7 protein-coding genes are annotated in these 15,232 nt (G+C 72.0%); all 7 read left to right on the plus strand.

All coding sequences use genetic code 11. The annotated features are described in order from the left end of the window. The first annotated feature begins 49 nt into the window (after positions 1-49). The 7 genes from ABIC63_RS28435 to ABIC63_RS28465 all read left to right on the plus strand — a co-directional run bounded on the left by ABIC63_RS28435 (position 50) and on the right by ABIC63_RS28465 (position 15,230). On the plus strand, positions 50-1,021 hold the full coding sequence (locus tag ABIC63_RS28435) for an ABC transporter substrate-binding protein (protein ID WP_354322248.1): 972 nt from the start codon (positions 50-52) through the stop codon (positions 1,019-1,021). 309 nt (positions 1,022-1,330) lie between these two features. Further along, on the plus strand, positions 1,331-9,901 hold the full coding sequence (locus ABIC63_RS28440; RefSeq protein WP_354322249.1) for a glycoside hydrolase family 94 protein: 8,571 nt from the start codon (positions 1,331-1,333) through the stop codon (positions 9,899-9,901). Between the two features lie 62 nt (positions 9,902-9,963). Continuing rightward, positions 9,964-11,097 (plus strand): sensor histidine kinase, encoded by a 1,134-nt coding sequence (locus tag ABIC63_RS28445; protein WP_354322250.1) that lies wholly within the window; start codon positions 9,964-9,966, stop codon positions 11,095-11,097. A 53-nt stretch (positions 11,098-11,150) separates the two neighbouring features. Continuing rightward, complete coding sequence (locus ABIC63_RS28450; RefSeq protein ID WP_354322251.1) at positions 11,151-12,272, plus strand: extracellular catalytic domain type 1 short-chain-length polyhydroxyalkanoate depolymerase; 1,122 nt, start codon at positions 11,151-11,153, stop codon at positions 12,270-12,272. Between the two features lie 70 nt (positions 12,273-12,342). Further along, positions 12,343-13,689, plus strand: coding sequence for a Na+/H+ antiporter NhaA (nhaA, locus tag ABIC63_RS28455; RefSeq protein WP_354322252.1), 1,347 nt, complete (start codon positions 12,343-12,345; stop codon positions 13,687-13,689). Between the two features lie 196 nt (positions 13,690-13,885). Then, the gene (gene cspE / locus ABIC63_RS28460; RefSeq protein WP_294370810.1) at positions 13,886-14,098 is read left to right on the plus strand and encodes a transcription antiterminator/RNA stability regulator CspE; all 213 of its coding nucleotides are present in this window, start codon (positions 13,886-13,888) and stop codon (positions 14,096-14,098) included. 97 nt (positions 14,099-14,195) lie between these two features. Further along, a complete protein-coding gene (locus ABIC63_RS28465; protein ID WP_354322253.1) occupies positions 14,196-15,230 on the plus strand; it encodes a trypsin-like peptidase domain-containing protein in 1,035 nt (344 codons plus the stop codon). Positions 15,231-15,232: the final 2 nt, after the last annotated feature.

Below are 15,232 nucleotides of genomic sequence, written 5' to 3' on the forward strand. Positions count from 1 at the left end.
GGTTTTCCTCCAAGCCCTTCCTTCTTCCATCCACCCAGGAGATCCCTCCATGTCCCAAGCTTTTCGCCCCACCCCCAGCCGCCGCCGCTTCCTGGCCGGTGGCTCCGTCCTCGCGGCCGGCCTTGCGCTGCCTGCTCTGGGCGCCCAGGCCCAGTCCCGCCCCGTGCTCAAGGCCGGCGACCAGAAGGGGGGCCTTCGTGCCCTGCTCGAAGCCGCCGGCGCACTCGACGGCCTGGGCTACGACATCCAGTGGTCCGAGTTCCCGGCCGCCGCGCCGCTGGCCGAAGCACTCAACGCGGGCGCGGTCGATTCCGGCCCCATCGGCGATGCGCCGCTGATCTTCGCCCTGGCCGCCGGCACGCGCGTCAAGGCCATCGGCGCCAACCGCAGCGATGCCTACGGCACGGCGGTGCTGGTGCGGCCCGACTCGCCGCTGCGCAGCGCCGCCGACCTCAAGGGCCGCAGCGTGGCCACCAACCGCGGCTCCATCGGTCACTTCGTCACCCTCAAGGCCATCACCGCCGCAGGCCTGCAGCCGGGCGACGTGAACCTGCGCTTCCTGCCGCCGGCCGACGCCAAGCTGGCCCTGACGCAAGGCTCGGTCGACGCCTGGGCCACCTGGGAGCCCTACACCGCCATGGCCGAGACAGCGGGCCACGCCCGCGTGCTGGTCAGCGGCCGCGGCCTGCTGCCAGGCCTGAGCTACCTGGCGGCCACGGATGCGGCCATCGCCGCCAAGCGACCGGTGCTGCAGGACTTCCTGCAGCGCGTGGCCCGCGCCCAGCAATGGGCCAATCGCAACGTGGCGGGCTACTCGGCCACGCTGGCACGCATCATCGGCATCTCGCCCGAGGCGGCGCGGCTGCAGTTCGAGCGCCGCCAACAAGCCTGGGTGCCCATCGACGAACGCGTGGTGGCCGACCAGCAGGCCACGGCCGACTTCTATGCCAGGGTGGGCCTGATCAGGACGCCGCTGCAGGTGGCGGCCACCTTCGACAAGGGCTTTGCACTGGCAGGTTGAGCGCCAATGCGGCTGCGGCCCCACAATGCGACCGCAGCGCGCCGCCCGGCGCCAATGCCAGGGTTGCCATGCGCGAGCCCTGCCCCCACGCAGGGGGCTGACTGTCGGGGCGCTTCGACCGCCCCCTGCCGCTGACTGAGGCCCGCTTCCTGCAGCGGGCCAAGGAACCCCGCGACACCGTCGCGGATTCCCAGGACGTCCCGACCGGCGCCGTGCACCTCGCCCGGCCGGCAGGGGCCTTCTTGCCCATCTTCCTCCCGGCGGGTCGCTCGCGGGCCCCTCCTGCTCGCGGTGCACTGAAAGGCGCGCATGCATCCAGTCCTTCAGTCCGCCTTGCGGCCCCGGGCCGCCGGTCCCTGGGCCGATACCGCGCCCGTGCGCGAGGAGCTGTTCGGCATCGAACGGCTCGAGCAGCACGCACGCAGCCTCGCCATCGCCCAGCAGGTCAGCCACCGGCCACCCCGGGTGCCGTCCCTGCATGCCCGGCTGCGCGACAACGCCGGCGAACTGCTGCGAGCCTACCGTTCGGGTGCCGCGGAAGTGGCAGCGGGCCGCGGCGTGGTGCCGGCCGCCGAGTGGCTGCTGGACAACTACCACGTGGTGGAGGCCCAGATGCGCGAGATCCGCACCGACCTGCCCCCCGGCTACTACCGCCAGCTGCCCAAGCTGGCCGAAGGCCCCCTGGCGGGCTATCCGCGCGTCTTCGGGCTGGCATGGGCCTTCGTCGCCCACACCGACAGCCACTTCGATCCGGTCGTGCTGCGTCGCTTCATCGCGGCCTACCAGGAAGTGCAGCCGCTGGACATCGGCGAACTCTGGGCCGTGGCGATCACCCTGCGCATCGTGCTGGTGGAGAACCTGCGCAGGCTGGCCGACCAGATGATCGCGGGGCGCGCCGCGCGCGCCGATGCGCAGGCGCTCGCCGACCGGCTGCTGGCGCCCGGCGGCGCCTACACCGCCTTGCAGCGGGACATCGAGTCGCGGCCGGACGGCCCGATCTCCGAGCTGTTCGCCGCACAGCTGGCCAAGCGCCTGCGCGACCAGGACCCGCGCACCACGCCCGCACTGCAGTGGCTGGACGAGCGCCTGCGCCGCCAGGGCGCCGATGCCGACCTGGCCATCCTGCATGCGCAGCAGCGCCAGGGCGCCTCCAACGTGTCGGTGCGCAACATCATCACCAGCATGCGCCTGATGTCGGACATCGACTGGGCGGACCTGTTCGAGAGCAACAGCCTGGTGGACGCGCGGCTGCGCGAGGGCAGCGCCTTCGCGCAGATGGACTTCCCCACGCGCAACCGCTATCGCACGGCCATCGAGCAACTGGCCCGCGGCTCGCCGCTGTCCGAGCTGGAGATCGCCGGGCAGGCCGTGGCGCTCTCGGCCTCGCAGGCGGACCCGTCGCCGCTGGACGGGCCGGTGCCGGTCACCGACCCCGGCCACGCCCTCATCGGCGAGGGGCGCGACGCACTGGAGCGGGCCATCGGTTTCCGGCCCCCGCTGGGCCTGCGCCTGGACCGCTTCGGCGTGCGCCTGGGCATCGGCGGCTATGTGGCAGCCATCCTGGCGCTGGCGGTGCTGCTGCTGGGCGCGGCGGGCTGGGCCCTGCTGGGCGCGGGCGCGCTGGCGGCCATCTCGCCCGCGCTGCTGGCGGCGCTCGCCCTGGCCGCCTTCCTGCCGGCCACCGAACTCGCGACGGCCCTCGTGCAGCGCGCCATCACCGCCCGCACGCGCGCCGCGGTGCTGCCGGCCCTGGCCCTGGCCGACGGCGTGCCGGCCCACCTGCGCACGCTGGTCGTCATGCCCACGCTGCTGACCAGCGAGGCGGAACTGCGCGAGCACATCGAGCGGCTCGAAGTGCACCATCTCGCCGGCGCGGGGGGCGAGCTGTGCTTCGCGCTGCTGTCGGACGGGCTGGATGCGGACACCGAGGTGCAGGACGGCGACGCCCACCTGATCAGCGTGGCGCAGGAGGCCATCGCCGCCCTGAACCGGCGGCACGGCCCGGCGCCGGGCGGCCCGCGCTTCCACCTGCTGCACCGCCGGCGGCGCTTCAACGCCAGCGAGAACCGCTGGATGGGCTGGGAGCGCAAGCGCGGCAAGCTGCACGAGCTCAACCGGCTGCTGCGCGGCGCCACCGACACCAGCTTCATGGCGCTGGACGGCGGCGCTGCCGACCCCGCGCTGCACCCCGACCTCCTGGCCGGCGTGCGCTACGTCATCACGCTGGATGCCGACACCCGGCTGCCGCGCGACGCGGCGCTGCGCCTGATCGGCAAGATGGCCCATCCCCTGAACCGCGTGCGCTGGAGCGACGCCGAACAGCGCGTGGTGGGGGGCCACGCCATCCTGCAGCCGCGCGTGACGCCGGCCCTGCCACTGGGCCGCGAGGGTTCGCTCTACCAGCGGCTGTCGTCCGGCCCCGGCGGGATGGACCCGTACGCCGCCGCCGTCTCCGACATCTACCAGGACCTGTTCGGCGAAGGCTCCTACACCGGCAAGGGCATCTACGACGTCGATGCCTTCGAGGCCGCCCTGGCGGGGCGCATTCCCGAGAACGCGATGCTCAGCCACGACCTGTTCGAAGGCGTGTTCGCGCGGGCCGGCCTGGCTTCGGACATCGAGGTGGTCGAGGACTTTCCGGCCCGCCACGACGTCGCGGCGCGGCGCCAGCACCGGTGGACGCGTGGCGACTGGCAACTGCTGCCCTGGGTGCTCGGGCGGCGCCACGCGGGCGCACCGGTGCCCCCGGTGGGTCGCTGGAAGATGATCGACAACCTGCGGCGCTCGCTGCTGGCGCCGGCCGGCTGGCTGGTGCTGGCCCTGTGTGCCGCACTGCCCTGGCCGCAGTCGCTGCACGGCATGGCACTGCTGGCACTGGCCCTGGCCGTACCGGCCTTCCTGCCGAGTCTGGCCGGGCTGCGCCCGCCGCGCCCGGGCATCGGGCTGGGCAGCCACCTGCGCGGGCTGGCCGGCGACCTGCGGATGGGCCTGCTGCAGGCCGGCTGGGCCCTGGCCCTGCTGGCCGACCAGGCCTGGCGCGCGCTCGACGCCATCGTGCGCACCCTGACCCGGCTCTACGGCACCCACCGCCATCTGCTGGAATGGACGACCGCCGCCCAGGCCAGCGCCCGCCCGCGGCCGGGCGTGGCGGGCTTCTATGGCCAGATGGCCGGCGGCCTGCTGCTGGCCGGGGTGCTGGCCGTGGGCGTCGGCCTGTTCGCACCTGCCGCCTGGCCGATGGCGGCGGGCCTGGCGGCGCTCTGGTTCGCGGCGCCGGCCCTGGCCTGGCGCGCCAGCCGCCGCCCGCCCTTGTCGCCGCCCGGCGCTGCGGGCGCCGCCGACGCCCTGGCCCTGCGCCGCACGGCGCGCCGCACCTGGCGCTTCTTCGAGACCTTCGTGACCCCGGCCGAGCACATGCTGCCGCCGGACAACTTCCAGGAAGACCCGAAGCCGGTGGTCGCGCACCGCACCTCGCCCACCAACATGGGCCTGTACCTGCTGTCGACCGTGGCGGCGCGCGACTTCGGCTGGGCCGGCGCCCTGCAGACCTGCGAGCGGCTGGAAGCGACCTTCTCCAGCCTGCAGACACTCGAGCGCTTCCGCGGCCATTTCTACAACTGGTACGACACCCGCACGGCGCAGGTGCTGGCGCCGGCCTACGTGTCGTCGGTGGACAGCGGCAACCTGGCAGGCCATCTGATCGCGCTGGCCAACGCCTGCGAGGAATGGCTGGGCGCCACGCCGCCGTCCGACTGGACGCAGGGCGCGGGCGATGCGCTCGCGCTCGCCCGCGAATCGGCGCTCGCCGCCCCTGCGGCCCAGGGGCCGCAGGGCGTGCGGTTGCGCATCCTGCTCGACGACATCGAAGCGGGGCTGCGGGACGCCGCCGGCCTGTCGCTGCCCGTGCTTCAGCGCCTGGCCGACAAGGCCGAGGAGGCGGCCCGCGCCCTGGTGCCCGCGGCGCAGGGCGAGCCGGACGCGCAGGACGATGCGCTGTTCTGGACCGGCGCGCTGCGCCAGCGCATTGCGCAGCAGGCGCGCGACCTCGCCTCGTCTGCGGCCGGGCCGCAGGGCCTGGATGCCCGGTGGCGGTCGCTGGCGCAGCAGGCGCGCGCCCTGGCGCTGGGGATGGACTTCGCCTTCCTGCTCGACCCCGAGCGCAAGCTGCTGTCCATCGGCTATGCCGCAGTGGACAACGCGCTCGACGACAACTGCTACGACCTGCTGGCCTCCGAGGCCCGCCTGGCCAGCCTGTTCGCCATCGCGAAGGGCGACGCGCCCACGCGCCACTGGTTCCGGCTGGGCCGCACCGCCATCCCGGTCGGCCGCGGCTCGGCCCTGGTGTCGTGGTCGGGTTCGATGTTCGAGTACCTGATGCCCTCGCTGGTGATGCGCGCACCGGCCGGCAGCCTGCTCGAGCAGACCAACTGGCTGATCGTGCAGCATCAGGTGGCCTACGGCCGACTCAGGGGCGTGCCCTGGGGCATCTCCGAGTCGGCCTACAACGCCCGCGACCTGGAGTTCACCTACCAGTACTCCAACTTCGGCGTGCCGGGCCTGGGCCTCAAGCGCGGCCTGGCCGACGACCTGGTCGTCGCACCCTACGCCACCGGCCTGGCCACGATGGTCGATGCCGGGCTTGCGCAGCGCAACTTCGCGCACCTGCAGCGCCTGGGTGCGCTCGGGCGCCATGGCTTCTACGAGGCACTGGACTTCACGCGCGTGCGGCTGCCGGGCGGCTCGCTGGTCGCCATCGTGCGCAACTACATGGCGCACCACCAGGGCATGACGCTGGTGGCCATCGCCAATACGCTGCAGGGCGGGCGCATGCGCGAGCGCTTCCATCGCGAGCCGATGATCCAGGCCTGCGAGCTCCTGCTGCAGGAGCGCATGCCCCGCCTCGTCGCCGTGGCGCAGCCCCGCGCCGAGGAAGTGCACGCCGGAAGCGCCGGGGCGCAGGCCGACCTGCACGCGGTGCGCCGGATGGACCCGGGCGCGGCCGCAGCACCGGCCACGCACCTGCTGTCCAACGGGCGCTACGCCGTCATGCTGACCGCCGCCGGCACGGGCTACAGCCGATGGCGCGACCTGGCCGTGACCCGCTGGCGCGAAGACCCCACCCGCGACGACTGGGGCGCCTACGTCTACCTGCGCGACATGGACAGCGGCCGCATCTGGTCCGCCGCGGCGCAGCCCAGGGGCGCGCCCGCCGACAGCCAGGAGGTGGTCTTCGCCGAGGACCATGCCGCCTTCACGCGGCACGACGGCAGCCTGACGACCGTGATGGAGGTGCTGGTGTCGGCCGAGGCGGACGGCGAGGTGCGTCGCGTGACGGTGGTCAACACCGGCCGCAAGGCGCGGGAGGTCGAACTCACCTCTTACGCCGAGGTGGTTCTGGCACCACCCGCGGCCGACGATGCCCACCCGGCCTTCGCCAAGATGTTCGTGCAGACCGACTACCTGCCCGAGTTCGGCGCACTGGTGGCCACACGCCGCCCGCGCGCGCCGGACGAGCCACCCGTGTGGGCCGCGCATTTCGCCGTGGTCGAAGGCATGGCCACGGCGCCGGTGCAGTACGAGTCCGACCGCGCGCGCTTCCTGGGCCGGGGACGCTCGGCCGCCGCGCCGCAGGCCATGCGGGACGGCGCCGCGCTGTCCGGCACCACCGGCACGGTGCTGGACCCAGTGTTCGCAGTGCGGCACCGCGTGCGCATCGCGCCCGGGGGCACCGCGCGCCTGGCCTTCTGGACCCTGGTGGCCGCCTCGCGCGAGGCATTGCTCGACCTGCTGGACCAGCACCACGACCGCAGCGCCTTCGGCCGCGCCCGCACGCTGGCCTGGACGCAGGCGCAGGTGCAGTTGCGCCATATCGGCATCGAGGCCGATGAAGCCGCGGACTTCCAGCGGCTGGCGGCGCCGATCCTCTATTCAGATGCCCGCTTCCGCACGCCGGCCGAAGCGATGGCGCGCGGCGCGGGCCCGCAATCGGGGCTGTGGCGGCATGCCGTCTCGGGCGACCTGCCGATCGTGCTGCTGCGCATCGACGACATCGAGGACATCGCCGTGGTGCGCCAGCTGCTGCGCGCCCACGAGTACTGGCGCATGAAGGGGCTCAGCGTCGACCTGGTGATCGTCAACGAACGCGCCTCGTCCTATGTGCAGGACCTGCAGATGGCCATCGAGACGGCCGTGCGGCGCAGCCAGTCGCGCCCCCGCCTGGATGGCGAGGCGCCGGGGCGGGGCACGGTCCACACGCTGCGCGCCGACCTGATGGACGCGCCGGCGCGTGCCCTGCTGCAGTCGGCCGCGCGCGTTGTGCTGCTGGCGCGCCGCGGCGACATCGCGCGGCAGCTCGCGCGCACGCCCCTGGCAGCGCCCGCCGTGCGCCCCGCGCCCGAACCTGCCGTAGCGGCGCCCGCCGCCACCGTGCCGCCGATGCCGGCACGGGCCCCGGACACGGCCGGGCTGGAGTTCTTCAACGGCCTGGGCGGCTTCGACTGCGACGGCCGCGAATACGTGACCGTGCTCGCCGACGGCCGGACCACCCCGGCCCCGTGGATCAACGTCATCGCCAACCCGGGCTTCGGCTTCCAGGTCTCGGCCGATGGCAGCGCCAGCACCTGGGCCGTCAACAGCCGCGAGAACCCGCTCACGCCCTGGTCCAACGACCCCGTGACCGACCCCACGGGCGAGGCCTTCTTCGTGCGCGACGAGACGAGCGGCCAGCTCTGGAGCCCCACGGCGCAGCCGATCCGGGACCGCGGCACCTACGTCGCGCGCCACGGCCATGGCCACAGCACCTTCCAGCACGAGGCGCACGGCATCGCACTGGAACTGCTGCAGTTCGTGCCGCTGGACGAGCCCGTCAAGGTCTCGCGCCTGCGGCTGCACAACCGCACGGCGCAGGTGCGGCAGCTGTCGGTCACGGCCTATGCGGAATGGGTGCTGGGCCCGTCGCGCGCCGCCTGCGCGCCCTTCCTGCTGACCGAGGTCGACGCCGGCACCGGCGTGCTGCTGGCGCGCAACCCGTGGAGCACGGCCTTTCCCGGCCGCGTCGCCTTCGCGGACCTCGGCGGTCGGCAGAGCGCCTGGACCGCGGACCGCACCGAGTTCCTCGGCCGCCATGGCAGCCTGGCCGCACCGGCCGCATTGCGCGGGCGCACGCCGCTGTCGGGCGCCGTCGGCGCGGGGCTGGACCCGTGCGCCGCCCTGCAATGCCGCGTGCTGCTGCAGCCCGGCGAGACGGTGGACGTGGTCGCCCTTCTTGGGCAGTGCGCCAGCGCGCAGGACAGCCTGGCCCTGGCCGCCCGCTGGCGCGATGCCGACCTGGACGCCGAACTGCAGCGCGTGCGCGACCACTGGGACGGCCTGCTGGGCGCCGTGCAGGTGCGCACGCCCGACCGCGCCATGGACATCCTGCTCAACGGCTGGCTGCTCTACCAGACGCTGGCCTGCCGCATCCGCGCCCGCGCGGCCTTCTATCAGGCCAGCGGGGCCTACGGCTTTCGCGACCAGTTGCAGGACGGCATGGCGCTGGCCTTCGCGCGGCCCGAGGAGACACGCGCGCACCTGCTGCGCGCCGCAGGCCGCCAGTTCGTGGAGGGCGACGTGCAGCACTGGTGGCTGCCGCATTCGGGCCAGGGCGTGCGCACGCGCATCTCGGACGACCGCGTCTGGCTGGCCTTCGCCTGCGCCCACTACCTCGGGGTGTCGGGCGACATGGCGGTGCTGGACGAATCCATCGCCTTCCTGGAAGGGCCCGCGCTGCGCGAGGGCGAACACGACGCCTTCTTCCAGCCGATGCCCGCCGGCACCGCGGCGACGCTGTTCGAGCACTGCGCGCTTGCGCTGGACCAGAGCATCGCGCTGACCGGCGACCTGGGCCTGCCTTTGATGGGCACCGGCGACTGGAACGACGGCATGAACCGCGTCGGCCAGCACGGCCAAGGTCAGAGCGTGTGGCTGGGTTGGCTGCTGGTGCGCACGCTGGCGCTGTTCGCCCCGCTGGCCGAGTCGCGCGATCCCGCCCGCGCCGCGCGCTGGCGCAGCCATGCGCAGGCCGTGACCGCGGCGCTCGAGCGCGAGGCGTGGGACGGCGACTGGTACCGGCGCGCCACCTTCGACGACGGCACCTGGCTGGGCACGCGCGATGCCGAGGCCTGCCGCATCGACTCGATCGCCCAGTCCTGGGCCGTGCTCTCCGGCGCGGCCGACCCGGCGCGCGCGCAGGCCGCGATGGACGCCCTGCGCGCGCAGCTGCTGGTGCCCGACCCGGGCCTGGCGCTGCTCTTCACCCCGCCCTTCGACCGCGGCCCGCGCGACCCCGGCTACATCCAGGGTTATCCGCCCGGCCTGCGCGAGAACGGCGGCCAGTACAGCCACGCGGCCATGTGGGCCATCCTGGCGCTCGCGCAGCTGCGGGCCGATCCGCAGGCCGGCACGCACGCCCACGCGCTGTTCGCGCTGGTCAATCCCATCCACCATGCCCGCACCCCCGCGCAGGCGGCGCGCTACCGGGTCGAGCCCTACGTGGTGGCCGCCGACGTGTACTCGGTGCCGCCGCATGCCGGCCGCGGCGGCTGGACTTGGTACACGGGCGCCGCGGGCTGGATGCACCGCGCCGGCATCGAAGGCATCCTGGGCATCCGGCGCGAGGGCGACACCCTGGTCCTCGATCCGTGCATTCCCGCCGAGTGGCCCGGCTTCGAGGCCCGCGTCGTGCTCGGCGCGGCGCACTACGCCATCCGGGTCGACGCGCCGGGCGCGCGGTGTGCCGGCATCGCCTCGGCGTCGCTGGACGACGTGCCGCTGGCCTGCGACGGCAGCGCCCTGCGCATACCGCTCGCGCCCGGCGCACATCGACTGGAGGTCACGCTATGACGAAACGTTCTTCCGCGCGCGGAACCCCGCGGGCCCCCTCCTCAGCGTATGGCGCAGGAATGATGCACCAGTTCCTCACCGCGAACCGGAGCGCACTGATCGCCCGCTGCCGGGACAAGGTCGCCCTGCGATCGAACCCCCCCGTGGCCGAACAGGAACTCGCGCACGGGATCACTGAATTCCTGGACCAGTTGATCCACACGCTGCTGGCCGAGCGTGCGGACGACACGCAGCGCAGCCGTCAGGTCTCCGGCGTCTCGGGCGGCAGCAGTCGCGCCATCTCGGACATCGCCGAATCCGCCGCCCATCATGGACGGGAACTGATGGGACACGGCTTCACGATCGAGGAAGTGGTCCACGACTACGGCGACCTTTGCCAAGCCATCTCCGACATGGCGTGCGAAACCGGCACCGACATCGGCGTGGATGAGTTCAGAACCCTGAACCGATGCCTGGACAACGCCATCGCCAGCGCGGTGACCGAGTACACCCGTGGCCGCGAACTCGAGGCGGCCGACCGGAACGCCCAGGAACTCAACGAGCGGTTGGGCGTCTTCGCGCACGAACTGCGCAACATGCTCTTTGCTGCCAGGCTGGCGCACCGGGCGATCAAGGCGGGCAACGTGGGCACCAACGGGGCGACAGCCGACGTGCTGGATCGCGCACTGTCCGGCATGGGCAAGCTGATCGACCGATCGCTGGCGGAGGTACGGATCATTGCCGGCATGCCCCCGCAGCGGCGACGCTTCTCTCTGGCCGAGTTCATCGCTGAAATCAAGGTCTCCGCCGAGATGGAGGCGCAAAGCCGGGGCTGCGTGTTCAGCGCCTCCGCCGCCGACCCGACGCTCGCGCTGGAGGCCGATCGCGATTTGATACTGGCTGCCGTGGGCAACCTGCTGCAGAACGCCTTCAAGTTCTCGCGCGCCGACGGGGGCGTGGTCACCCTGCAGGCGAACGCCGCGCAGGAACGCATCCTGATCGCCGTGCAGGACAACGGCGCGGGCTTGTCGGATGTCGCAATGCAGGCGCTCTTCCAACCCTTCACGCAGTTGGGAGACGACCGTAGCGGCATCGGCCTGGGCCTGCCCATTGCCCGTCGAAGCGTTGAACTGAACGACGGCACCCTCGATGTGCGCCACGCGCCCGATCACGGTTGCGTGTTCACCATTGCCATGCCGCGCCACACCTTGCCCTGAACGCCTGGCGCCGACCCGTCATCGCCCCTGTTCCTCCACTTCGAAAAGCACCCATGAAGAACCCATTCCCTGCGCAGGCGCCCGGCTACGACGCCGAGGCGATCACGGCCGTCATCGAGCGGGCGTTCGCCAGCGCGGGCCTCGACACCTCGTCCGCGCCAATGCAGGGCCTGCGGGCCACGCTGCGCCACGCGCTGCATCCGGGCAGTGCGGGTCGCGTCGCCACGCCCGCGGCCCCCGAGCGCGATGCCGTGATCGACGTGCCAGCCCGCGTGACCGATTCCGACAGGGCCGCGGATTCGTTCGAGCGGCACGAATTCCACAGCCCGGCCGGTGCCCGCGCCTACAAGCTCTTCGTGCCCGCGCACAGGCCGCCGGCACCCTGCCCCCTGATCGTCATGCTGCATGGCTGCACCCAGTCGGCGGACGATTTCGCAGCGGGCACGCGGATGAACCGGCTGGCGCAGGCGCACGGCTTCCTGGTGGTCTATCCCGAGCAGTCGGCGCAGGCCAATGCGTCGAGATGCTGGAACTGGTTCCAGCCGCAGGACCAGCGGCGCGATGCCGGCGAGCCCGCACTGATCGCCGGCATCGTGCAGGAGGTCGCGACCCGGCACGCCGTGGATCCGGACCGCATCTTCGTGGCGGGGTTGTCCGCGGGCGCGGCGATGGCGGTCGTGATGGGCGAGACCTACCCGGACCTGATCGCCGGCATCGGCGTGCACTCGGGCCTGCCCTACGGCAGCGCGCAGGACATTCCCTCTGCGCTGGCCGCCATGAAGGGCGGACGCCACGCCGCACCCGGCCGCAGCGCGCAAGACGCGCCCGCGACCGCGCAGCGCGTGCCGCTCATCGTCTTCCACGGCGACCGGGACCATACCGTCCAGCACAGCAACGGGGCGCGGATCGTCGAGCAGGCCTGCCAGGCGCATGAACCTTCGACCCGCAGCACCCACCGCGGCGAAGCGCCGGGCGGGCGTCCCTACAGCCGCACGGTCCATGCGAGCGCACAAGGGCAGGTGTGCATCGAGTCCTGGACGCTCCACGGCGCAGGACACGCGTGGTCCGGGGGCGATGCGCGCGGCTCGTACACCGATGCCAGCGGACCGGATGCCTCGGCGGAGATGGTGCGCTTCTTCCTCGCCCTGCCGGCTACGCGGCCCCCTGCGCTTTGAGAGCACCTGACGGCCCGCCCCGGCACGCGCCTGCCGCGGCAGGCCCGGTTGCCAGCCACCGGGAGGGGCGATGACCGATGCACCGACCGACCCCGCCGCGCCCGTGCGGCTTCCCCGGGCCCTGATCGACCGGATCGCGCCGCCGTTCGTGCGCTTCCTGCACATCGAGGCGGCCGGGGGCGCTGTCCTGCTGGTGGCCACCCTCGTCGCCCTGCTGCTTTCGAACTCCCCCTGGGCCGCCGGCTTCTCCGGCCTCTGGGAAACGCGGCTGGAACTGCGGCTCGGGGACCTGGAATTCGGTCGCTCGCTCAAGGGCTGGATCAACGACGGGCTGATGACGCTGTTCTTCTTCCTCGTCGCGCTGGAGCTCAAGCGCGAAGCGGTCCTGGGCGAGATGCGCCATCCCCGCATGGCAGCCCTGTCGGTGGCCGCGGCATTGGGCGGCATGGTCGCACCTGCCGCGCTCTACCTCGCGCTGCAGTGGGCACAGCCCGGCCAGCACGGCTGGGGCATCGTGATGGCGACGGACACGGCATTCGTCATCGCCTGCCTGGCATTGCTCGGCAAGCGCATCGCGCACAGCCTGCGGGTGTTCATGCTCTTCCTGGCCATCGTCGACGACATCGGCGCCATCGTGGTGGTCGCAGTGGGCTACAGCCACCACATGGACTGGCGCATGCTCGCCCTGGCAGGCCTGTGCATCGGCGTCCTGCGCGTGCTGGCGGCCGCGGGCCTGCGCAGCATCCCGATCTACGTCATGGTGGGCTGCGCCACCTGGCTGGCCATCGACGCCTCCGGGCTGCACGCCACCGTCACGGGCGTGATCCTCGGGTTGATGACGCCGGCGCGGCGCTGGGTGAGCGACCGCCGGCTCTATGCCATCCTGGGGCAGGTCATCGCGCATCCGGCGGGCCAGCAGGGCAGCGGCAACACCAGCGACCGCAGGACCTTGCAGGTGGCGGAGATCGCCGCGCGCGAGTCGCTCTCGCCGGTCGAGCGGCTGGAGATGGCGCTGCACCCGTGGGTCAGCTTCTGCATCATGCCGGTCTTCGCCCTCGCCAATGCAGGCCTGGCACTGTCGTGGACGAGCGTCGCGCAGCCTGTGGCGGCGGCGGTGTTCCTGGGTTTCGCCGTCGGCAAGCCGGCCGGCATTCTTCTTTTCAGCGCGCTGGCCTTGCGTTCGGGCCTGGCCCTGCGCCCTGCGGATCTGAGCTGGGGGCAGATCACCGGCGGCAGCTTCCTGGCGGGCATCGGCTTCACGATGGCGCTGTTCATTGCCAATCTCGCCCTGGTCGGACCCTTGATGGACAGCGCGAAGATCGGGATCTTCCTGGCCTCGCTGTTCTCGGCCGCCATGGGCCTGGCGCTGCTGGTGTGGATGCCGCGGACACCGCCGCCGACGCGCGGAAAAAGATAAGTGGGGAAAAGCGGCACGCAGGGCGCGATGCGCGTACGATGGGCTCGTTGATATGTGCAAGGCCTTCATTGCATCGGTCTTTTTCCGCGTCTAACGGGCTTGTCCCTCGGCTGTGTCGAATCTCCCTTGTTGATTTTCTTGGCGTCTCTTCACCGGGTGCGCGCCTGCGTCCCGGCAACCTCGAAAGGAAATCGACATGACCACACAAACCGGAACCGTGAAATGGTTCAACGACGACAAGGGCTTCGGCTTCATCGCCCCCGACAACGGCAGCAAGGACCTCTTTGCCCACTTCCGTGAGATCCAGGGCGGCGGCTTCAAGACCCTGACCGAGAACCAGCATGTGCAGTTCGAGGTCGTCCAGGGTGCCAAGGGCCCCCAGGCCTCCAACATTCGCGCCGTGAGCTGAAACAGCCGGGCCCGATGGTCCGGCCGATCTTCCAGGACGGCCTGGCCTCTCAAGCGCGGTTCATCCGCGCTTTTTTATTTCCGGAAGGCACCGTCGCATGAAGAATCTGCAGGAGGCCACCGAGCGCATCTGCGAACTCAAGGGGAGCCTGATCGCCCTGGACGCCTTGCTTCCGTCACTGCTGGAAGCCCTTCCATCCACTGCACACGGCACCTTGGTGCGCGCGTTCGAAGCCCATGCCGAGGCAGCGCGCACGGTCATCCTGAACACGCCCGTGTCGGATCATGTGCTGATCACCTTCGAACGGGACATTGCCCGGACGCAGGCGGTGCTCGCCGGGATCACGCCCGCGCCGGCCAACCCGGATCCGCGCCAGCCCGTGGAGTCCGTTCTGCTGACGACGACGCACATCAGCACCTATGTGGGCGCGCGGCTGCTGACCGGCGCGAGCGGCTTCTTCTTCCGCCGCGACGATCGGCTGTTCCTGGTCACGAACGCACACGTGCTGTCCGATGCGCCCAGCGCGCATGCGCCGGACCGCATCGAGATCGAGCTGCACACCGACACCCGCGACCTCACCCGGTACGCCACCTTCTCGATGCCCCTCTACGAGAAGGGCCTGGCGCTGTGGCGGCAGGCGGCCGACACGGGCGGGGCGGTGGACATCGCCACGCTCGAGATCCAGACCGCGCACCTGCCGGAGGGCTCGGTGCTGCAGGCCTTCGACGAATCCCACCTCGCGCCACGCGGCGAGGACGTGGCCGTGGGCGACAACCTGACCGTCATCGGCTTTCCCCTGGGCTTCCACGACACGGTCCATCACCTGGCCGTCGCCCGCAGCGCGTCCATCGCCTCGGCCTATGGCGTGCGCTTCCAGCAGAAAGGCTACTTCCTGACGGATGCGAGGACGCACCGCGGCAGCAGCGGCGCTCCGGTGGTCCGGCGAAGGCTTGGCAGCGACCCGGACCAGCGCTTGTCGCTGACCTCGTGGCAGCTGCTCGGCGTGCACTCCACGCGCATGGACATGCGCACCCGCGACCTGCTCAAGGACGAGTCGCTCGGCCTGAACTGCGCCTGGTACGCGGATGTGCTGAAGGTGCTGACCCAGGTCACATCCCTTGTGTCCAAGTGATG

Source organism: Pseudacidovorax sp. 1753, from assembly GCF_040544975.1.
Taxonomy (GTDB): Bacteria; Pseudomonadota; Gammaproteobacteria; order Burkholderiales; family Burkholderiaceae_C; genus Xenophilus.